This window comes from Amycolatopsis sp. NPDC051071, assembly GCF_040682875.1.
Classification (GTDB): domain Bacteria; phylum Actinomycetota; class Actinomycetes; order Mycobacteriales; family Pseudonocardiaceae; genus Amycolatopsis.
The window spans coordinates 1-19,611 of record NZ_JBFBBY010000104.1 but is presented as its reverse complement, the minus strand read 5'-3'; the positions used below and the strand labels follow the sequence as shown (position 1 = coordinate 19,611).

At 68.4% G+C, this 19,611-nt stretch carries 19 protein-coding genes; 9 read left to right on the top strand and 10 right to left on the bottom strand.

Translation table 11 applies throughout. The annotated features are described in order from the left end of the window. Positions 1–69: 69 nt before the first annotated feature. The 7 genes from AB0M65_RS28000 to AB0M65_RS27970 all read right to left on the bottom strand — a co-directional run bounded on the left by AB0M65_RS28000 (position 70) and on the right by AB0M65_RS27970 (position 8,319). Positions 70–1,731: a pentapeptide repeat-containing protein gene (locus tag AB0M65_RS28000; protein ID WP_364033732.1), complete on the bottom strand. Its 1,662-nt coding sequence runs from the start codon at positions 1,729–1,731 to the stop codon at positions 70–72. 261 nt (positions 1,732–1,992) lie between these two features. Continuing rightward, on the bottom strand, positions 1,993–2,859 hold the full coding sequence (locus AB0M65_RS27995; RefSeq protein ID WP_364033729.1) for a Ku protein: 867 nt from the start codon (positions 2,857–2,859) through the stop codon (positions 1,993–1,995). A gap of 50 nt (positions 2,860–2,909) precedes the next feature. After that, a complete protein-coding gene (locus AB0M65_RS27990; RefSeq protein ID WP_364033726.1) occupies positions 2,910–3,335 on the bottom strand; it encodes a hypothetical protein in 426 nt (141 codons plus the stop codon). 46 nt (positions 3,336–3,381) lie between these two features. Continuing rightward, positions 3,382–4,224 (bottom strand): EamA family transporter, encoded by an 843-nt coding sequence (locus AB0M65_RS27985; RefSeq protein WP_364033723.1) that lies wholly within the window; start codon positions 4,222–4,224, stop codon positions 3,382–3,384. A gap of 40 nt (positions 4,225–4,264) precedes the next feature. After that, entirely contained in the window at positions 4,265–6,580 is a 2,316-nt protein-coding gene (locus AB0M65_RS27980; RefSeq protein WP_364033720.1) for a [protein-PII] uridylyltransferase, read from the bottom strand. A gap of 9 nt (positions 6,581–6,589) precedes the next feature. Next, positions 6,590–6,928 carry a P-II family nitrogen regulator gene (locus tag AB0M65_RS27975; protein WP_364033717.1) on the bottom strand — a complete coding sequence of 113 codons (339 nt, stop codon included), beginning with the start codon at positions 6,926–6,928 and terminating at the stop codon, positions 6,590–6,592. Continuing rightward, positions 6,925–8,319, bottom strand: a complete 1,395-nt coding sequence (locus tag AB0M65_RS27970; RefSeq protein ID WP_364033714.1) for an ammonium transporter — start codon at positions 8,317–8,319, stop codon at positions 6,925–6,927. Before AB0M65_RS27970 ends, AB0M65_RS27975 begins: the two co-directional genes overlap by 4 nt. A gap of 175 nt (positions 8,320–8,494) precedes the next feature. Between AB0M65_RS27970 and AB0M65_RS27965 the strand changes: the two genes are divergently transcribed. The 4 genes from AB0M65_RS27965 (at position 8,495) to AB0M65_RS27950 (ending at position 11,810) form a co-directional block, all read left to right on the top strand. Next, complete coding sequence (locus AB0M65_RS27965) at positions 8,495–9,355, top strand: putative RNA methyltransferase (RefSeq protein WP_364033711.1); 861 nt, start codon at positions 8,495–8,497, stop codon at positions 9,353–9,355. Then, positions 9,355–9,969: a (2Fe-2S)-binding protein gene (locus tag AB0M65_RS27960; RefSeq protein WP_364033708.1), complete on the top strand. Its 615-nt coding sequence runs from the start codon at positions 9,355–9,357 to the stop codon at positions 9,967–9,969. Before AB0M65_RS27965 ends, AB0M65_RS27960 begins: the two co-directional genes overlap by 1 nt. A gap of 78 nt (positions 9,970–10,047) precedes the next feature. Continuing rightward, positions 10,048–11,337: an O-acetylhomoserine aminocarboxypropyltransferase/cysteine synthase family protein gene (locus AB0M65_RS27955; protein WP_364033706.1), complete on the top strand. Its 1,290-nt coding sequence runs from the start codon at positions 10,048–10,050 to the stop codon at positions 11,335–11,337. Beyond that, positions 11,334–11,810: a CoA-binding protein gene (locus AB0M65_RS27950; protein ID WP_364033703.1), complete on the top strand. Its 477-nt coding sequence runs from the start codon at positions 11,334–11,336 to the stop codon at positions 11,808–11,810. The genes AB0M65_RS27955 and AB0M65_RS27950 overlap by 4 nt, the downstream gene beginning before the upstream one ends. 475 nt (positions 11,811–12,285) lie before the next feature. Here the strand turns inward: AB0M65_RS27950 and AB0M65_RS27945 are convergent, their stop codons facing one another. Beyond that, positions 12,286–14,403 (bottom strand): RICIN domain-containing protein, encoded by a 2,118-nt coding sequence (locus tag AB0M65_RS27945; RefSeq protein ID WP_364033700.1) that lies wholly within the window; start codon positions 14,401–14,403, stop codon positions 12,286–12,288. Between the two features lie 108 nt (positions 14,404–14,511). Here AB0M65_RS27945 and AB0M65_RS27940 point away from each other — a divergent pair, with 108 nt between their 5' ends. Then, on the top strand, positions 14,512–14,688 hold the full coding sequence (locus AB0M65_RS27940; RefSeq protein WP_364033697.1) for a hypothetical protein: 177 nt from the start codon (positions 14,512–14,514) through the stop codon (positions 14,686–14,688). A 68-nt stretch (positions 14,689–14,756) separates the two neighbouring features. Here the strand turns inward: AB0M65_RS27940 and alc are convergent, their stop codons facing one another. Then, positions 14,757–15,773 carry an allantoicase gene (alc, locus tag AB0M65_RS27935; protein ID WP_364033694.1) on the bottom strand — a complete coding sequence of 339 codons (1,017 nt, stop codon included), beginning with the start codon at positions 15,771–15,773 and terminating at the stop codon, positions 14,757–14,759. Between the two features lies 1 nt (position 15,774). Beyond that, on the bottom strand, positions 15,775–17,103 hold the full coding sequence (allB, locus tag AB0M65_RS27930) for an allantoinase AllB (protein WP_364033691.1): 1,329 nt from the start codon (positions 17,101–17,103) through the stop codon (positions 15,775–15,777). A gap of 103 nt (positions 17,104–17,206) precedes the next feature. Between allB and AB0M65_RS27925 the strand changes: the two genes are divergently transcribed. The 4 genes from AB0M65_RS27925 to pucL are packed head-to-tail and all read left to right on the top strand — an operon-like array spanning position 17,207 to position 19,432. Continuing rightward, positions 17,207–17,683, top strand: coding sequence for a helix-turn-helix domain-containing protein (locus AB0M65_RS27925; RefSeq protein WP_364033688.1), 477 nt, complete (start codon positions 17,207–17,209; stop codon positions 17,681–17,683). A gap of 58 nt (positions 17,684–17,741) precedes the next feature. Further along, a complete protein-coding gene (gene uraD / locus AB0M65_RS27920; protein WP_364033685.1) occupies positions 17,742–18,233 on the top strand; it encodes a 2-oxo-4-hydroxy-4-carboxy-5-ureidoimidazoline decarboxylase in 492 nt (163 codons plus the stop codon). Beyond that, positions 18,230–18,547 (top strand): hydroxyisourate hydrolase, encoded by a 318-nt coding sequence (gene uraH / locus AB0M65_RS27915; RefSeq protein WP_364033682.1) that lies wholly within the window; start codon positions 18,230–18,232, stop codon positions 18,545–18,547. The genes uraD and uraH overlap by 4 nt, the downstream gene beginning before the upstream one ends. Positions 18,548–18,553: 6 nt before the next feature. Continuing rightward, positions 18,554–19,432 carry a factor-independent urate hydroxylase gene (gene pucL, locus AB0M65_RS27910; RefSeq protein ID WP_364033679.1) on the top strand — a complete coding sequence of 293 codons (879 nt, stop codon included), beginning with the start codon at positions 18,554–18,556 and terminating at the stop codon, positions 19,430–19,432. The last annotated feature ends 179 nt before the right edge of the window (positions 19,433–19,611 follow it).

Genomic DNA, 19,611 nt, shown 5'->3' with positions numbered 1-19,611 from the left:
CGCTCCAGCTGGGTCGTTGTGGCGAGCCGGTACGGACCGGCGGCTTTCCAGGGTAGTCGGTGTTCGAAGTCAGCGTTTGACGCGGTTGCGGACGGCCAGCAGCGCCAGGCCCAGCAGCAACGGCCCGAGAACGCGCATGACCAGCCGCATGACCTCGCCGAAGGGCGTCAACTCCTTCGGGAGCGAGGTGAGTTTCGTTTCCAGCGAAACAGTGCTCTGGGCGACATAGATGAGGGTGTCTCCGAAGGCTGCGCTGCCCTTGAAGCCCGCTGCGGTGAAGGCGACGGTGACCACCGCGACGAGGACGGCGAAGGTCGCGAGGGCTCTAAGGGCGCGAAGGCCGTAGCCGGAGACGAGCCAGTAGAGATGGAGGATGACCCGCTCGGACCACGGCGTCGCCTTGCTGTGGCGGCGCATCTCCATCTCGCCGTAGTAGAAGTCGGCGGCGCCGGGTTCGTTCTTGCTGTCTTCCTGTGCCTTGCGGAGCTGGCGGTAGAGGTCGCCGATGCGGCGGGGGCCGACCGGCGCGTCCCGGTCGGCGCGCCAGGCTCGTTCCTCGGCGAGCATCTGGCGTTTCCGGTCCGTGCCGAACCTGCAGTCACCTTCCAGCCGCAGCTTGTCGAGATGGTGCGCACCGGCGAAACGGCAGTCCACCAGGCCGACGTCGGTGAACACGAGATCGGCGACATCCGTTCCCCCGACGGACGCCACGGAAGCCCCGATGACCGTCGAAGCCTTGCCGAAGATCGTCCGCGCCAAATCCGCCGACGAGTACCGCCCCAAGCTGAGCGTGACCCCTTCCTCGAACCTCGTATGCGTACAGTCCACCACCGGCGATCCGGCGTCGATGAGCATCCGTCTGCGGAAGGTCGCCCGCCCGAAGATCAGCCTTCCGGCGGTGACGGGCCCGAAGCGCTCGGCCACGGTGAAGACGGCTCCCTCGAAACTGACTTCCGAGGAGAACCTCACGTTCTCGAACGTCGCTTCTCCGTCGAATCGCGCATCGTCGAACCACGCGTAGTCATCGAACGTGGCACCGCCGAACGTCGCGGCCGCGGCGAATTTGGCCTTGACGAACGTGGAGCGGCCGTCGAAACGCACCAGGCCGAAACCGGCTTCGCCCGCGAACTCCGCTTCGTCGAATGAAACGTCATCCGGGAACCCTTGGGAAAACGACACGTCACCCTCGAACTTCACCTTCTCGAAGGAGACGCGCCCGTCGAACCGCGTGTTCGTGAAGTCGCCACCCTTGAACGTCGCCCGGTCGAACCTGGTTTCGCCCGCGAAGTTCGCGCCCTCGAAGGTGATCTCCTCGAAAATGACGCTCTCGAACGTCGCCCGTCCTTCGAACCGGCTGCCGAGGAACGAAGCAATACCACGGAAATCCGCTTTGCCGAAGTTGACGCCGTCCTCGAAACCGGCACCTTCGAAATTCCCATCGAAGAAGGTCACGCCCCCGAAGTCCGCGAATTCACGGAATATCGTCCCGGCGAACTCCGCGCGGCCGAACTCCGCGCGGCGGCCGTCGATGCTCCCCACCGCGTCAACGAGCCGCTCGACCAGGGTCCGCGAGAGTTCGGTCCCCCGGAGGTCGACTTCCGCGCCGAGCGAGAGACCGGCGAAGTACTCGTCCTGCCGCGCGGGTTCGAGATGGTCGAGGCAGCGGTCGAAGTCCTCGATGCGCACGCCCCGGCAGTCTTCGAGCTCGCATGCCGTCCAGGCCTCGTCCATAGCCGTACTTCTTAGCGCAAAAAACACCGGCTCCGAGACCGGCCGCCCCTCGCAAGCCGGTATCGGAGCCCCTACGGAAGACTCGCCTCCCCGCGAGCCGACCGTAAGCACTTGGCGAGCTTCGCGGGATGTCGGCTCGCCGGACCCCCAGTACCAGGCGATTCTCCTCCCGCGCTCTCTCCGCGCGATGGGATAACCTTGCCCGGTCACCGTGGGGTCACGGCAGCGTGAAGACCCTCAACTATCCCTGAGTAGGACTACTCAACTGGTCTTCGCACGGGGCTTGGCCGAAGCCTTCTTCGCCCGCGTACGCGCCTCTCGCGCCTTACCGGTGGCGGCCTTCGCACGAGTGACGGCGGCATCGTCGGCCTCGACGGCGCTCTGCTGCAACGCCGCCAGCAGCCGCGTCACGCCTTCGGCCTGCTCGGCGGCGGTCGGCTGGAGGACCTCGTCACCGTCGATCTTCGCCTGGATGAGTGCTTCCAGCGCGTCCCGGTAGTGATCGGTGTACCGCGAAGGCTCGAAGTCCTGTGTGAGGTCTTCGATCAGCGAGACCGCGTTCCGCAGTTCCCCGCGCCGCAGGTCGACGTCCTCGTGCAGGAACGGGAAGTCGGGCCGCCGGATCTCGTCGGGCCAGAGCATCGTTTCGAGGATGAGCACCTGGTCTCGCACACGCAGCGCGGCCAGTGTCTCCCGCTGCCGCAGTGTCACCTTCACGATCGCGATCCGCCCGGACTGCTGCAGTGCCTCGCTCAGGAGCACGTACGGCTTGGTGCCCGACGGTTCCGGTTCGAGGAAGTAGCTGCGCGCGAAGTACATCGAGTCGACCTGCTCGGCCGGAGTGAAGCCGACGACGTCCATCGACTGGGTGGTCGGCGCGAGCAGCGACGCGAAGTCACCGCCGGTCAGCAGGACGACGTCGCCGCCCGGGACCGGATGTCCCTTGGCGATCTCGGCGGCAGGCACCTCGGCGCCGTCGACCTCGCAGACCCACTTCACCCGCACCCGGCCGCCGTCCGGCTCATGCACCTGGTGGAGGGGGATGTTGTGCTCTTCGGTCGCGCTGTACGCCTTCACCGGAATGGCGTAGGTACCGAAACCGATCGTGCCTTTCCACACCGCCCGCATGACCCACCTCCGCCTGTTCAGCGTATCCACGCGCCGAAGTGGCGGGACAGCTACAAACGGGTGTCAGGGGCGACTGATTCGCTCACACATTCGAATGACGGAAGTGATTCGGCGAGTGCTTCGGCCGAACAGCCGACAGCGGTGGCGGCCGCTCGGAGTACTTCCGTGACGACGCCGACGTCGACTTCCGGAGCGGCGGCCAACGCACCGTCACCGGCCCCGCCGACCCGGACGGCGAGGCCTTCCAGCGCGACGGCCAAAGCGTGCTGGCCCGCGATGAGGTGTTCGACCACCTGGAGGAGTTCGGGCACGGTCGCGGCGGTGCCGGACGCGGTCAGCGAGGTGGCCAGTTCGCCGGCGCAGCTCTCGAGGTGGGAGGCGACGACGGTCGGCGGCAACGTGAGCCGCTGTGGTCCGGGTGGGTTCGGCACGCGCTCACCGCCCTCGGTGATCTTTCGGAACTCGACCGCGCACATCCTGCCATCGCTACCGTCCGCGACCCACGCGACACCCCGGTCCAAGTCAGCCGAAGGCGAGCAGAACCACCGCCGCCGCCGCTCCGGCGAGTCCGGCCGCCTGCGTCCGCGACGGCCGTTCACGCAACGCCACAATGCCCAGTACCACCGGAACGACCGGATAGAAGGACGACAGCACGACCGCGATCGCGGTCAGTCCCCGTTGCGTGGCAAGCATGTACAACAGCAGAGAGAGCGCCGCGAGAGAGCCGATCAGCACCGCGTAGACGGTATGCCTCGGCGACAGCCGGACGCCGTTCCCCGTCGTCAACGCCATCGGCAGGACCGTCAGCGTCGCGGCGAATCTGCTCGCGACGACCGGCCAGAGCCCGGCTTCCGGCGCCGCTTGGGCGAGCGCGAGGTATTGGACGGCGAAGCCGCAACTGGCGATCAGCGCGTCGCGGGTGTGCGGCGTCGGGCCAGTGCCTTCGCCAGGTCCGGAGCGCGAAACCGCCCACAGCGCCGAGATCGCCACCGCGATCCCGCCCCAGGCCACCGCCGAGGGACGCTCACCGAACAGCAGCACCCCGGCGAGCACCGGCAACGTCACGCTTCCGACAGCGCTGACAGGCACCACGACGCTCATCGCACCGCGCACCATCCCCCGGTACAGGAAGACCATTCCGACACCGGTTCCGACACCGGACGCGGCGCCCCACCAGAGATCCGCCATGGACGGGGACGCGGACGGCAGTATCAGGACCACACCGATCATGAACACGAAGCCGCCCGCCTGGCACGCGAACGCGACGGCGGTGAAGACCGCTCGCCGCGCCAGCATCCCGCCGGCGAAGTCGACGAATCCATACGAAAGGGCGGATCCCAGCGCGAGCAGTACGGGAGCGGCCATGGTCGTCCCCTACCCGGGCGAGCACGGCGTCAAACGATCTTCAGGAAGAGGCGGCCAGCAGCGCCGCCTCGATTTTCGACCGCCAGGCCGTGTCGACCCGGCCGGTACGCGGCGCGACGGCGAACGAGTCGACGACCGCGCCGCCGAGCGTGGCCACCTTCGCCCAGCGCACCTCGGCCTCGCATCGCCGCAGCGCGCCCGCGACCCGGAACAGCAGGCCGATCCGGTTCGCGGCCCGTAGTTCGACCACCACCGTGTCCTGTCCGCTGGTCTCGTCGTCGAACCAGATCACCTTCGCCCCGGCCGCGGGCGCCACTCCTGAGCCGTAGTCCCGTTCCTTCGCCGCGAGCCGCTGGGTGAGCGGCAAGGTGCCGGCGACCGCCCGCGCGAACTGCTCACGCAGCAGCGTGACGTCCGGCAGAGAGCCGAACTTCGGCGACGCCGTGAACACGCCCGCCCGTCCCCCGTCGTGCCCGCGCAGGACCGCCGCGTGGACCTCCAAGGAGTTCAGCGCGAGTACGCCCGCGGCGGGCGCGAGCAGTTCGGCGCGGGCCGGGACCGCGAGCACCACGGTCACGATCTTGCCCGCGGCGGTGATCCGCACCTCGCCGCGCCCGGAAGCGACGGCTTCGGCGACGAGTTCCCGTTGTTCGGCACCCATCGGCTCCGGCGGCACGAAACCCTTGCCGTGCGACACCTCCTCGCAACCGGACACGAGTTCGGCGAGCAGCCGGGCCTTCCAGTCCGTCCACACCCCCGGTCCGGTGGCCAGTGAATCGGCCGTGGTCAGTGCGTGCAGCAACTCCAGCAGGACCAGGTTCTCGTCCAGTGTCTTCGTGACGCGCTGGATCGTGGCCGGGTCGCTGAGGTCCCGGCGCGTCGCGGTATGCGGCAGCAGCAGATGGTGCCGCACCATCGCCGCCACCAGCGCCACGTCGGCTTCCGGCAGCCCGAGCCGCGCCGCCACCTGGGCACTGATTTTCGCGCCGAGTTCGGAGTGGTCCGCGTCGCGGCCCTTGCCGATGTCGTGCAGCAGCGCGCCGATCAGCAGCAGGTCCGGCCGGGAAACGGTGGTCGTCAGTTTCGACGCCTCCACCGCGGCCCGCACGAGATGCCGGTCGACGGTCCACGAATGCACCGGCGACCTCGGCGGGAGATCCCGTACCGCACCCCATTCGGGGAACAGCCGCGCCCACAGGCCCGTCCGGTCGAGCGCCTCGACGGCGTCGACAAGGCCGTCACCCGCGCCGAGCAGTTCCACCAGCGCCTTGAGTGCGTCGGCGGGCCAGGGGGCACGCAGTTCCGGTGCGGTTTCGGCGAGTGCCCGCAAGGTCCCGTGCGCGATGGGCCGCCGGATCCGGGCCGACGCCGCGGCGACCCGCAGCAGCAACGCCGGATCCTTGGCAGGCACCGCGTCCCGCGCCAGCGCGACCTCGTTCCCGTGCAGGACGACACCTTCGTCGAGCGGCGTCCGCACCGGGCGGCGCCCGAACCGCGTCTTCGGCGGCTCCACAGTGGACCGGAGCGCGACGTCGACCGCGTAGGCGATCGCCCGCCCGGCGCCGGAAAGCTTGCGCGCCAAGGTGAACCGGTCGCCGAAGCCGAGTTCGCCCGCCACCGTCTCGGCTTCCGGAGCGCTGAGGACGTCGCGTTCGCGGCGCAGTTCCCGGCGTAGTTCGGTACGGACGTCGAGGAGCAAACCCTTGGCCGCCAAAAGTTCTTCACCCGGTCTCGCGGTCAGTTGCGCCGCGGCGAGTGCTTCCAGGACGGCGAAGTCCCGGAGCCCGCCCCTGCCGTGTTTGAGATCCGGCTCGGCGGATTGCGCGATCTCACCACTGCGGGCCCACCGCTGACGCACCGCGTCCGCCAGCTCGCCGACCCGTTTCCTTGCCGTCCGCCGCCACTGGTCCCGCGCCGCGTCCGCCAGCCTGGCGGTGATCTCGGCGTCACCGGCGATCGGGCGGATGTCGAGCAGCCCCATCGCGGTCCGCAGGTCCTCGGACGCCACCTTCAGCGCCTCACCCGGCGTGCGGACCGAGTGGTCGAGGCCGATCTTGGCGTCCCACAACGGGTACCAGATCGCGTCGGCGATCTCGCCGACACGGGAGTCGCCGTTGTGCAGCAACAGCAGGTCGAGGTCGGAGAAGGGCACCAGTTCGCGGCGCCCGAGGCCACCGACGGCGGCCAGGGCGACACCGGGTTCAGCGGTGTCGACACCGGCCGCCGCGGCGCCCTTGCCCAGCCAGAATTCGTAGAGGTCGACCAGTGCCGCCCGCAACGCGGCGGCACCCAGCCTCCCGTGCCTGCCCTCGAGCAGTCGCTCGGTGGCTTTGACCAGTTCACCCCCGTCGGCCATCCGTGACGCCTATAGCGCGTCCGAGCCGCGTTCGCCGGTTCGTACCCGGATCACCGTCTCGACCGGCGTCACCCAGATCTTGCCGTCGCCGATCTTGCCGGTGTGGGCGGCCGTGGTGATCGCGTCGAGGACCTTTTCCACGCCTCCGTCGTCGGTGACGACCTCGACCTTCAGCTTCGCCACGAAGTCCACGGAGTACTCGGCACCCCGGTAGACCTCGGTGTGCCCCTTCTGCCTGCCGTAACCCTGCACCTCGCTGACCGTCATGCCGAGCACGCCCAGCTGTTCCAGCGCGGAGCGGACGTCGTCGAGCGTGAACGGCTTGACGATCGCGGTGATCAGCTTCATGCCTTGCTCTCCTCGAGTTTCGTGGCCGCGCCGGTGGGCGCCTTGACCGGGATGGTCGTCGGCTTGCCGAGGCCACCGCCGCCCGAACCGGTGAAGTCGTACGCGCTCTCCGCGTGCTGGGCCTCATCGATACCACTGACCTCGTCCTCCGCACTGACGCGGAACCCGCCGAGCTTCTTGATCACCCAGCCGATGAGGAAGGTGAGCACGAACGAGTAGACGAGGACAGCGCCCGCCGCGAGCGCCTGCTTGCCAAGCTGGCCGAGGCCGCCGCCGTAGAAGAGGCCGTCGACGCCGAGCGAGTTCACGCTGGTGGTGGCGAAGAAACCGATGAGCAGCGTACCGACGAGACCACCGACGAGGTGGACGCCGACGACGTCGAGGGAGTCGTCGAAACCGAAGCGGAACTTGAGGCTGATCGCCAGGGCGCACAGGACACCGGCGATGAGACCGATGGCGATCGCGCCCAGCGGGCTCACGAACCCGGCGGCCGGGGTGATCGCGACCAGACCGGCGACGGCACCGGAAGCGGCGCCCAGGGTGGTCGGCTTGCCGACCTTGACCTGTTCGATGAGCAGCCAGCCGAGTACCGCGGCCGCGGTCGCGACGGTGGTGTTGGTGAACGCCACCGCGGCTAGATCGTTGGCGGCCAGCGCCGAACCGGCGTTGAAGCCGTACCAGCCGAACCACAGGAGCGCGGCACCCAGCAGCACGAACGGGACGTTGTGCGGGCGTCCGGTGTTCTTCGGCCAGCCCTTGCGTTTGCCGAGCACGATCGCCAAGGCGAGACCCGCGGCACCGGCGTTGATGTGGACCGCCGTCCCGCCCGCGAAGTCGAGTGCCTTGAGCTGGTTGGCGATCCAGCCGCCGACCGCGTCGGCGCCGATGAAACCGTTGAACGAGAACACCCAGTGCGCCACCGGGAAGTACACGATGGTCACCCAGATGGCGACGAACAGCGTCCAGCCCCAGAACTTGACGCGGTCGGCGATGGCACCGGAGATCAGCGCGGGGGTGATGATCGCGAACATCAGCTGGAACATCACGAAGGCGAACAGCGGCAGCCCGTCCGCGCCCGGCCAGGCGACCTCGGGCGCGGTGCCGGTCGCGGCGGTCGCGAACCCGGCGAGTTTGCCGGAGAGGTCCGAGAGACCGGCGAAATCGAGGTTACCGAGCAGACCTCCGCCGATGTCGTTGCCGAACGACAGGGTGAAGCCGTACAGCGTCCAAAGGACTCCTACGACGGCCAGCGCGATGAAGTTCATCATCAACATGTTCAAGACGCTCTTCGCGCGGACCATGCCGCCGTAGAAGAACGCCAGTCCCGGTGTCATGAGCATGACCAGCGCGGCGCTGGCCAGTACCCATGCGGTGTCTCCTGCGTTCAGCACAATCTTCCTCCCGTGCCTGGGGTGTACTGCGCAGGAATTTTTGGACCGGGGTGTTTCCTCGGACGGCGATTCAGGTTTCACCCGCGTGAACTGTCGGTGCGGCGTTGTTACGTCCAGGTTTCCGGATACCCGGTGCGTTCTGTCCGGTTGCGAAACGTCGTGGTCGAATAGGTCCATGACCAGTCGAGAGCGCGGCAATGACCCACTGCCACCGGAGATCGTGCGGTCGCTGCGGTGCTCTGTCTGCGGTGACCCGGTCGGGTTGATCGAGCGTACGGTGCGTTGCGAGCGCGGCCACTCGTTCGACGTAGCGAAGCAGGGTTACGTCAATCTTCTGCACGCGCGGATCCCGGCCGGCACGGCGGACACCGCGCCGATGGTCGCGGCCCGCGTCGACCTGCTTTCTTCGGGTGCTTATCTGCCTCTCGCGGACGAACTCGCGAAGGTCGCTTCGGAACACGTACACGACGGGCTGATCGTCGACGCCGGCGCGGGCACGGGGTACTACCTCGCGCACGCACTGGACGCCGTCCCCGGCGCGTACGGACTGGCGCTCGACGTCTCCGCCGTCGCCCTGCGCCGGGCCGCTCGCGCCCACCCGCGTGCGGGCGCGGCCGTGTGGAATCTGTGGGAACCCTGGCCGGTGGCCGATTCGTGTACGTCGCTGATCCTCAACGTCTTCGCGCCCCGCAACGCCCCGCAGTTCCACCGGGTGCTGGCCGCGGACGGGCTCCTGGTCGTCGCGACGCCGAATCCCGGACACCTGCGGGAACTGGGTGACCTGGTGATCTCCGTGGACGAGAGCAAGGACGCGCGGCTGGAGGAGACCCTCGGCGAGCGCTTCAGCCGGGTGGAGCGGCGCGAGGTCACCCGGGAGATGACGTTGTCGGCCGCGCAGATCCGCCAGGTCGTCGAGATGGGCCCGAGCGCGCACCACCTCCACCGCGACGGACGTCGCGAACGGCTCGACGCGATCACCGGATCGGTGGACGTCACCACGTCGTTCAGCGTCACGCTCTATCGGCCGGTGCCCTGATGGAGGTGTCCGCCACCCTGCTCGCCGACGCGGCATGGGTCAGCGCCCGCGTCGGCGGCGCCGCGAAGCTCTACGGCTGCTCGCGGCCCGAGGTACTCGGCACGATCTGGTGGTACTCGCTGTCGTCGGTGCTCGTCGCGCCCTCCGTCGAGTCGCTCGTGCGGGGTGAGCCGCTGGATCCGTCGCTCGACGCCGTCACCATCGATCTCGTCCCGGACGGGCGCTTCCGGGGCGCCAGTTCGTCACGGGTCCTCTCCGGTGGCCTGCCCGAACTCGGCGAGGCGTTCGCCGGGGCACTCGGCACCGCGATCGCCACGATCGCCGACGTCACCGGCGCGAATCCGCGTGCGCTGGGTGCGATCGCGACGGATTCGATCGGCAACCGCCTGCTCTGGACCGGCGACACCGAACGAGCGGTCGCGCTGGCGGGGCCGCTCGTGGCCGCGATCGGGCTCGGGCTGCCGGAGCCGAGGTTCTCCCTGGTCGGGCGGAACACCGTCGTGCGCCGGGCTTCCTGCTGTCTCATCTACGAAGCCGGAAACCCGAAGTGCGCCAGTTGCCCCCGGCAAACCCCGGAGGAACGGGACCGCCGCCTCCGTGCCGCGCTCGGCTAGACCCTCGCGTTCAGTGGGGCGGGGTCACGGGCTGGGAACGATGGTCACGGGGTGGGACCCGCGGTAGCGTCGAGCCCGATGAGTGAACGCACCTGGGGCTTCCGCACCCGCGCCCTGCACGCGGGCGGGACGCCCGACCCGGCGACCGGCGCCCGCGCCGTGCCCATCTACCAGACCACGAGCTTCGTCTTCGAGGACGCGGCCGACGCGGCGAACCTGTTCGCGCTGCAGAAGTACGGGAACATCTACAGCCGCATCGGCAACCCGACGGTCGCGGCCTTCGAGGAACGCTTGGCCAGCCTCGAAGGCGCGATCGGCGGGGTCGCCACCGGCAGCGGCCAGGCTGCCGAGTTCCTGACCTTCTCCGCGCTGGCCGAGGCGGGCGACCACATCGTGTCCGCGGGCGGGCTCTACGGCGGGACGGTCACCCAGCTCACCGGCACGCTGCGCCGCTTCGGGATCGAGACCACCTTCGTCAGCGGAGACCGCATCGAGGACTACGCGGCCGCGATCACCGACCGGACGAAGCTCGTCTTCACCGAGGTCATCGGCAACCCCGGCGGCGCCATCGCGGATATCGCCGGGCTGGCGGACCTCGCGCACGCCCACGACATCCCGCTGGTCGTCGACGCCACTCTCGCGACGCCGTACCTGTGCCGCCCGATCGAGCACGGCGCGGACATCGTCTCGCACTCGGCGACCAAATTCCTCGGCGGGCACGGGACCACGCTCGGCGGGATCGTCGTCGAGTCCGGGAAATTCGACTGGGGCAACGGGAAGTTCCCCCGGATGACCGAGGCCGTCGAAAGCTACGGCGGCCTGAAGTACTGGGAGAACTTCGGCGAGTACGCCTTCTGCACGCGGCTTCGGGCCGAGCAGTTACGTGACATCGGCGCTGTGCTCTCGCCGCATTCGGCTTTCCTTCTGCTGCAAGGGGTCGAGACGCTCCCGCAGCGGATGGACGCCCATGTCGCCAACGCGCGAGCCGTCGCGGAGTACCTCGCCGCCGACAGCAGGGTGGCCTGGGTGAACTACGCGGGCCTGCCCGATCACCCGCATCACGACCGGGCGGAGAAGTACCTGCCCGCCGGGCCGGGCGCGGTGTTCTCCTTCGGCGTCGACGGCGGGCGCGCGGCGGGCGAGACGTTCGTGAACTCCGTGGAACTCCTGTCGCATCTGGCGAACGTCGGGGACGCGCGGACGCTGGTCATCCATCCGGCGTCGACCACCCATCAGCAGCTTTCGGACGACCAGCTGCGTGCGGCAGGTGTCGGCGCGGACCTGATCCGCCTGTCGATCGGCCTGGAGGACATCGACGACATCCTGTGGGACCTCGATCAGGCACTCGGCAAGGCGGTGGCCGGATGAGTCACGACGTCGGCGCGGTGGAGCGCCGCGCGATCCTCGGGCGCACGAAGTCGGTGACCATCGTCGGCGCCTCGAACAACCCGTCGCGGCCGAGTTTCTTCGTCGCGACGTACCTGCTTTCGTCCAGCAAGTACCAGGTCAACTTCGTGAACCCTCGGCTGGACGAACTCCTCGGCCGTCCGGTGTATCCGTCGCTGGCCGACGTGCCCGGCGAGGTCGACCTGGTCAGCGTGTTCCGCAAGCACGACGACCTCCCCGGCGTCGCCGAGGAGGTCGTCAAAGCCGGAGCGCGCACGCTCTGGTTGCAGCTGGGCCTGTGGCACGAGCCTGTCGCCGACAGTGCCGAGGAGGCCGGGCTGGACGTCGTGATGAACCGCTGCGTCAAGATCGAGCACGCCCGGTTCGCCGGTGGGCTCCACCTCGCCGGTTTCAACACCGGCGTGATCAGCTCACGACGCCAGTCCGCCCCTTAGATGAGTGATTCCGTGAAGATCGCGTGAGTGCAACCCCGCGAAGGAACCCTTCCCTTGACTGTCCATATAGGGACACCAGTTGTGCCGAATTGTCCGATTGACCGTATCGCCACGCCCCTTCGGTGCGAGCCACGGTCGTGACATACGGCAGCTACAGTGCTTCGCTGAGCTTCACGTGATTTTCACGGAATCTTGCCGTCCGCGACCACCCGGACCCATACCTGGCAGCCGCCCCTTGGTCGCGGGCATGTCCTGAAGGCCCCCCTTGAGACGATCAACGTCTCAAAGGGGGCCTTGAAGACATCGCGACTACCCTTGGGTCACGTGGGGTCGTGAGTGCCCTTCGCGACACCCCCGCGAGCGAGTCGGTCCAGGGAGTCGTGAGTGGCAATGAGGGTAACTAGTCAAGACCCCCTGGTTGGAATGGCCCAGCCTCCTAACACGGAATCAACCATCTAGTAGGGCGTGTCTGGCCCTAGGCCGCCGTGTTCACGGTGAACGGCAGCCACTGCACGGTGACGCCGTTCGCCGGGGACACCGGCATCCGCCAGTTCTGGCAACCGCGACCGGGGATCCGGTCCCAGATGAACAGTGGCGCACCCTGGGTCGCGGTGCAGCCCTGGTCCAGCAGTTTGCCCGCGTTCTGGACGGCGAACCGGTAGACGCCGGGACCGATGCCCTGCGGTTCGATCGTCCACTTCTGGCACGCGCCCGCGACCCGGTCGTAAGTGGTCACCGGGTTCCCGCTGGCCGTACTGCAGCCGGTGTTGTCGAGCACCTGCCCGGAATGCTTCGCGCGGAACTGGTAGTAGCCGTCACCGGTGCCCCACGGGAAGAACTTCTGGCAGTCCGCGCCGTTGGACGGCCACTGCTGCACCTTGGTCCCGTTGTTCCAGCCGCACGCGGCGACGTCGGCGTAGAGGCCGCTCGACACCGCTTGCAGCGAGACCCAGGCGTCGTCCCCGAACTCCCCGCCCGGGTCGAACGTGGTGGCCCGGAACCGGTAGCTGTGGTTTTCCCGCAGCAAACCAGACGGCACCGTCCACGTCGCCGGGGTTCCGGAGGGTACGTCCCACTGCCAGTAGTCCCCGATCAGCGTTTCGCCTTCGTAGACGTAGAAGACCGCGGTGACGTTGCCGCCGTCGGGGTCCGTCGGCGTGAAGCGCAGCGTCGGGGTGAGTGACTTCGTGTGGGTGACGCCGCCGACGTCGACGCGGTCCGAGATGTCGTGTCCGGCGGCGGGATTCGGCCGCTGGTTCCGGTAGGTGACCTCGATATACGGCGACTTGCCGCCCTCGCTCGACGAGAACTTCTTCCAGCCGGACGAATCCGCCTCGTTCTCCGCCTTCAGCACCATCGAACCGGTCGTGACGCCCGCACCGGCCCAGGCGCCGATCAGGTTCCCGATCGGGGTCCGGACCCAGTCGGCCGCGCAGGCCGTGCTGTAACCGCGGGTCGCGTTCGTCGTCGCCCATCGGGTGACGGGCGCCGGCTGGTTCGCCCAGCGGGTGCCCGTGCCGACCGGCGAGGTGTCCCAGATCTCCCAGTTACGCGGCGTGCACGAGTAGGAATGGTTGCCCCACAACGACAACGTGGCCGAATCGATTTGCGCGCCGCGGAACTGCGACACGTCGAAGTGCAGGTACGAGCGGGCCTTCGTGGCGCCGCCGTCGTAGGTGCCGACGCGTAGTTCGGTGGCACCCGATTGGTCGGTGGTGGCGATGTTCGACTGCGTGAACGTGTCGAAGTTCGTCCACACCGAGACGCCGGGGTCGACGGTGACGGGATAGGCACGCGCCGGGTCGGCGAAGTACTCCGCGTCCGGTGTCACGTTCAGACCGAGGGTGCCGCGTTCCTTCGCGGTCACCACCTTCCCGACCTTGACCTTCGCGGCCGGGTCGCCACTGCGCTGGTCGACCCGCGAGTCCCACATCTCGGCGGCGGGCACGCTGCCGACGACCGCGCCGGATGACGTGACCAGCTGCGTGTTCCCGTCCGCGTCGGTACGAGGCGTGAGCCCCGTGGCCCGCAGCGGGAGGGCGAACGTCAGCGCGTGATCGGGCTTCCGCTTGACGACGAAGAACTGCTCGAACCCGGTCCGGGTGGCCTTGACCCGCAGGTCGACACCGGGCTGGACCTCCGGATAGGTGGCGGCGTCACCGGCAAGGACAGGTTCGGGCAACGCGCCCGGGTACTGCAGCGCGACCTTACCGTCCCGGCTCCGCACGGTGGCGAGATCTCCGCTCTTGCCGCTCGCGCCGGCCAGCACGAGGTCACGCGGATGCGCCTTCGGCCGGATCAGGCCGTCCGCGCCCTTGACGAGCGTCAGGTCGACCGGTACCCAGTCGCCGCCGCGGCGGACATAGACCGGCCCGCCGTGCACCTGCGTGGTGCGGGAACCGTCGGGATTGGCGAAAGTGACCGAGTTCTCCGTACGCTCGGAGAGCAGCTCGACCGGCTTGTTCTGCGACCGCGCCTCGGTTTCGGGCGATGTCGCCTGCGCGGGCGCTGCCGCGAAAACGGCGCTCCCGGCCAGGCACGCGGCGACGAGCGCGAGGCCCCGCCGCGGGATTCTTCGGGTTTCGGCTGGCACGTCGATCTCCCCAGTCGTGGGTGACAAGTTGACACATCGGTTACGCATGTCACACCCCTGGGGTTGCCCGCCGCCTCGAAAAATTCTCACGCGTGAGAAAGTGGCGGCATGGCCAAACCGACCCCGCTGCAGCTCAGGAACATCGTCATGGCACTGCTCATGGCGGGTGCCCTGGTGTGGAACCTGTCCATCAGCGGCGCTTGGTGGCTCACCGCGATCTTCTCGGTCGGGATCGTCCTTTCGCTCTTCTCCGCCTACCTGAACCGGCCGGGCGCCCGCCCCTGACCCCCGCGTTCAGTCCTCTAGTTGCGGTAGTTGCACGTGCAAGGACCGCAACTAGAGGACTAATCGCGTCAGGAGCGTGACGCTTCGAAGCGCGAAGCGACGTCAGCGCGGCCTCGATCGGTCAGGGCGCCGAAGAGGCGTAGACGCGCCATGCCGCCGTCGGGATAGATGTCGAGACGCACTTCGGTCACTTCAGGCCCCGAAGCGAGTGCGAACCGGTGCCGCGTGTCCGGTTGCAGGCGCGTCTTCGGCAGCAACTCGACCCACTCGCCATCGCCGTCTCGGCCGCTCAGCGCGGCCCAGCCCGGCGCGTTGCCTTTGAGATTGCTGTTGTCCAGTTCGGCGAACCGGACGACGCCCGCACCGGCGAGCCGGACGGTGACCCAGTCGTTCCCGTCGGCGCGGCGCCGCGCCGTCTCCCAGCCTTCGGCCTGATGTGCCGCCAAACCGGGCGAGAACAGGTTGTTGGGCGAGGAATAGAACATATCGCTACAGCCGGTGACCACGGCACCGTTCTCCAGCGCCGCGAGGTCGAGCGCGCCGGGGTCGAGCAGGGCCGGGTCCGGGATCGGCGTGCCGTGCACCCGCAGCCGGGCCACCCCGCCGTCCGGATGCATGGTCAGCCGGACGTGCGTGTAGCGCTTGCTCCCGCCGATCTCGAAGAAGTTTTCCGCGTGTCCCTTGGCGCCGCCGCGTTTCACCAGCACATCCCAGTCCACATCGGACAGTTCGGCCGCACTCGGATAGCCCTCGACGGCGCACGCCTCGACCGAGACGAACGGTGGGTAGTTCCCTTTGAAGAACGCGGTGTCGACGACGACCCCGGTGATCGCGCCCGCCAGGCCGAGCCGGACGACGGCCTGGTCGTCACCGGGTTCGCGATGCCTCCGGGTCTCCCAGCCGTCATAGACCTGCCCCTTGGGGCCGAAGGTCTCCGGCTGGTGCGCGGGTGCCCAGGGATTGACCAGGTTCTCCTTCTCGGCGAACAACTCGTCCGTCGCCCACATCACGGTCCCGCCGAAGGTGCGCGAAGCCAGGTCGGGCCGGGCTGTCCACTCAGGACGGTCGTTCACGGTCTCCTCCATCTCAGCAGTCTCCCCGGGTCAGCAGGACGCCTGCCGGGTCGTCACCGGTGATCTCCTTGCCCCGCAACCAGGTACTCCGTACGACGCCGGCGAGCGGACGGCCATGGTAAGCACTGACGGGATTGCGGTGCTTCAGTTTCGCGACGTCGACGACGAAAGCCTCGTCGGGCGCGAACACGCTGAAGTCGGCGTCGTAGCCGGGCGCCAGATGACCCTTGCGCCGCATCCCCGCCTGCACGGCCGGACGTTCGGCCATCCAGCGGACGACGTCGGCGAGCCCGAAACCACGCTGCCGTGCCTGTGTCCACACCGCGGGCAGGCCGAGTTGCAGTCCGGCGATCCCACCCCAGGCAAGCCCGAAATCGCCACTGTCGAAGCGTTTCAGCTCGGGCGTGCACGGCGAATGGTCGGTCACGACGCAGTCGATGACGCCGTCCGCGAGGCCCTGCCATAGCAGTTCGCGGTTGCGGGCCTCCCGGATCGGCGGGCAGCATTTGAACTGCGTGGCGCCGTCGCCGATCTCCTCTGCGGTGAAGCTCAGGTAGTGCGGGCAGGTCTCGGCGGTCAGCCGGACGCCGTCGCGCCGCGCGCTCGCGACCATCGGCAACGCGTCCGAAGAGGACAGATGCAGGATGTGCGCACGTACGCCGGTCCGCCTGGCCAGTTCGATGACCTGCGCGATCGCGACGTTCTCCGCGCCACGCGGGCGGGATCGCAGGAAGTCGTCGTACTTCTCTCCGTGCGGGTCGGGTGCGTGATCGATGGCGTCGGAGTCCTCCGCGTGCACGATGATCATGCCGTCGAAGGTGCGCAGTTCGGTCATCGCCTCTTCGAGCCCACGCGCGTCCAGTGGCGGGAACTCGTCGACGCCGGAATGCAGCAGGAACGACTTGAACCCGAACACGCCTGCCTCGTACAGCTTAGGCAAATCCGCGAGATTGCCCGGGATCGCACCGCCCCAGAACCCGACGTCGACGTGCACGCGTCCTTCGGCGGTCTTGCGCTTCACCTCCAGCGCCGCGACGTCGACCGTCGGCGGCAGGCTGTTCAGCGGCATGTCCACGATCGTGGTGACCCCGCCTGCCGCGGCCGCGCGGGTCGCCGACGCGAAACCCTCCCATTCGGTACGGCCGGGGTCATTGACGTGCACGTGGGTGTCCACGAGACCCGGCAGCAGGACGACGTCCTCGCCGAGTTCGAGCACCTGATCGCCGTCCAGCACGGCTCCGGCGGGTTCCACCACGACGATGCGGCCGCCTTCGATACCGACTGTCGCGGGCACTTCACCGGCGGCGGTAATCGCCCTGGCGGCCTTGATCACCAAGTCCATAAGAGCCTCCAATTTCCACTCAGTGGAATCGAGGTTTCGCACTCCGACATTAACTCCGGCCACTGTGCTCGTCAATGAGCCCGAGCGGCGCTACCTTCGCTTGGTGCAGTTAGAAGCCGAGTTCACCAGCGAACCGTTCCACGGCGAGGGTCCGCCTCCCGAGCATGCCGTCAAAGCCCGCGACACAGCGGAGAGCGCGGGCCTTTCCACCGACTTCGGCCCGCTCGGCACCCTCGTCCGCGGCGACGCCGACGCCCTGCTCGACGCGCTCCCCGCCATCGCCAGGGCGGCACTCGACGGCGGCGCGACCCGCGTGACGCTCCAGCTCCGCCAGGTCGGCGACGACTCCGGCGAGCCTGCCGTCGAACTGCACAGCGCCCTTGCCCGGCTCATCGGCGACGTCGAACGCGAACTCGGCGGCAAACTCGACACCCTCGATCGCGCCGCCAAGCAACGCGCGGTGCGACTGCTCAAGGAACGCGGCGCGTTCGGCCTCCGCAAGTCGGTGTCGACGGTCGCCGAGGCGCTGGGGGTCACCAGGTTCACGGTCTACAACTACCTCAACCGCGACCAAGCCTGAAGGGCTGTTTCAACAAAATGTTGACGTCGGTGGATCCGCCGCCGTACCGTCGGTTCCCGTGCCGCTCACCATTCGAGAGTTCGACCAGGCATCCGCACAGGACGTCCGGCCGGTGCTGACCGCCTGCCTCGACGTCCAGCGCTGGGTGGAAACCCTGCTGGCCAGGCGACCGTTCGGCACGCTGCCCGCCCTGCTCGCCGCGTCCGAAGCACTCGCCCCCTTACGCCCCGAGGAGGTGCGGCAGGCCATGGCCGCCCATCCCCGGATCGGAGAGAAAGCGAGCGGCGAGAGTACCGAGGCAGGCTGGTCGCGATCGGAACAGTCCGGTGTGGACGGTGACGCGGCGCGTGAGTTCGCGGTGGCCAACTCCGAGTACGAAGCGACGTTCGGGCACGTCTTCCTGGTGTACGCGAGCGGCCGGAGCGGCGCCGAACTGCTGGAAAACCTGCGTTCGCGGCTGTCGAACGACCCCGAGACGGAACTCGAAGTGGCCGGTCAAGAGCTGGTCAAGATCGCCGCGTCGCGGCTGGAAAAGGCGGTGACGGCGTGAGCCTGGTGACCACCCACATCCTCGACACCGCCGCGGGGCGCCCCGCGGCGGGTGTCCCGGTCCGGCTCGAAACCGGCGCGGGCGAACCCGTCGCCGACGGGCGGACCGACGCCGACGGCCGGATCCGCGACCTCGGCCCGGAAACCCTGGAACCCGGGGTGTACCGGCTGATCTTCGACACCGGCGCCCACCTCGGCCCGGAGTCCTTCTTCCCCGAAGTCACCCTGACCTTCCGCATCGCCGACGGGACCGCGCACCACCACGTGCCGTTGCTGCTGAGCCCGTTCGCGTATTCCACCTATCGAGGGAGCTGATCGCCCGTGGCCATCACCCTGGGCACGAACCAGTACGGCAAGGCCGAAGTCCGGCTCGTCACCGTGCGACGCGAAGGCACTGTCCACCACCTCAAAGACCTCACCGTTTCGACGTCGTTGCGTGGTGACCTCGCGGCCACGCACCTCACCGGCGACAACGCCGACGTCGTCGCGACAGACACGCAGAAGAACACCGTCTACGCCTTCGCCAAAGAGGCCCCGGTCGGCGAGATCGAGGACTTCGCGCTGCGGCTCGGACGGCATTTCGTCGACTCGTTCCACCACATCTCCGGGGCCCGGGTCCTGATCGACGAACACGGCTGGAACCGCATCTCCGACCATGATCACGCGTTCTCCCAAGCGGGTAGCGAAAAGCGCACGACGGCGGTGACCATTCAGGACGGTCAGGCCTGGGTGGTGTCCGGTTTGGACGGTCTCGTCGTGCTCAAGTCCACCGGTTCGGAGTTCCACGGCTTCCCCCGCGACGAGTACACGACGCTGGCCGAGACGAACGACAGGATCCTCGCGACCGCGGTGACCGCGCGCTGGCGCTATCAGGGCGACGGCATCGACTGGGCGGCGAGCCACGCCGAGGTCCGGCGGATCCTGCTGGAGACCTTCGCGGACAAGCACAGCCTCTCCCTGCAGCAGACGCTGTACGCGATGGGAGAGGCTGTGCTCAAGGAACGCGAAGAGGTCGCCGAAGTCCGGCTCTCCCTGCCGAACAAGCACCATTTCCTGGTGGACCTGTCGCCGTTCGGCCTGAAGAACGACAACGAGGTCTTTTACGCCGCCGATCGCCCGTACGGCCTGATCGAGGGTGTCGTCCTCCGCGACGACGCCGAGGACCCCGGTCTGGCCTGGCACACCCTCGCCGCTTTTTAGGGAGTCGTGAGTGATTTGGGTTACGCGTCACCTGCGGCGTTGCTCGCGTGAAGTACATGAAGGCCCCCTTCCTTGCGCTAGGCGCCAGGGCCCCGGCAAAGTCGTTGTGGCTGGTCAGTGGGTGATTCCGAGTAGTGTTAGTGGTCGGGTGAAGTCGCGGGCGTTGTGGCGTAGTGCGG

Excerpts from the sequence above, each read along its gene's own strand:
- AB0M65_RS28000 (WP_364033732.1), bottom strand. The coding sequence starts at position 1,731 with ATGGACGAGGCCTGGACGGCATGCGAGCTCGAAGACTGCCGGGGCGTG.
- AB0M65_RS27995 (WP_364033729.1), bottom strand. The coding sequence starts at position 2,859 with ATGCGGGCGGTGTGGAAAGGCACGATCGGTTTCGGTACCTACGCCATT.
- AB0M65_RS27990 (WP_364033726.1), bottom strand. The coding sequence starts at position 3,335 with ATGTGCGCGGTCGAGTTCCGAAAGATCACCGAGGGCGGTGAGCGCGTG.
- AB0M65_RS27985 (WP_364033723.1), bottom strand. The coding sequence starts at position 4,224 with ATGGCCGCTCCCGTACTGCTCGCGCTGGGATCCGCCCTTTCGTATGGA.
- AB0M65_RS27980 (WP_364033720.1), bottom strand. The coding sequence starts at position 6,580 with ATGGCCGACGGGGGTGAACTGGTCAAAGCCACCGAGCGACTGCTCGAG.
- AB0M65_RS27975 (WP_364033717.1), bottom strand. The coding sequence starts at position 6,928 with ATGAAGCTGATCACCGCGATCGTCAAGCCGTTCACGCTCGACGACGTC.
- AB0M65_RS27965 (WP_364033711.1), top strand. The coding sequence starts at position 8,495 with ATGACCAGTCGAGAGCGCGGCAATGACCCACTGCCACCGGAGATCGTG.
- AB0M65_RS27960 (WP_364033708.1), top strand. The coding sequence starts at position 9,355 with ATGGAGGTGTCCGCCACCCTGCTCGCCGACGCGGCATGGGTCAGCGCC.
- AB0M65_RS27955 (WP_364033706.1), top strand. The coding sequence starts at position 10,048 with ATGAGTGAACGCACCTGGGGCTTCCGCACCCGCGCCCTGCACGCGGGC.
- AB0M65_RS27950 (WP_364033703.1), top strand. The coding sequence starts at position 11,334 with ATGAGTCACGACGTCGGCGCGGTGGAGCGCCGCGCGATCCTCGGGCGC.
- AB0M65_RS27940 (WP_364033697.1), top strand. The coding sequence starts at position 14,512 with ATGGCCAAACCGACCCCGCTGCAGCTCAGGAACATCGTCATGGCACTG.
- alc (WP_364033694.1), bottom strand. The coding sequence starts at position 15,773 with ATGGAGGAGACCGTGAACGACCGTCCTGAGTGGACAGCCCGGCCCGAC.
- allB (WP_364033691.1), bottom strand. The coding sequence starts at position 17,103 with ATGGACTTGGTGATCAAGGCCGCCAGGGCGATTACCGCCGCCGGTGAA.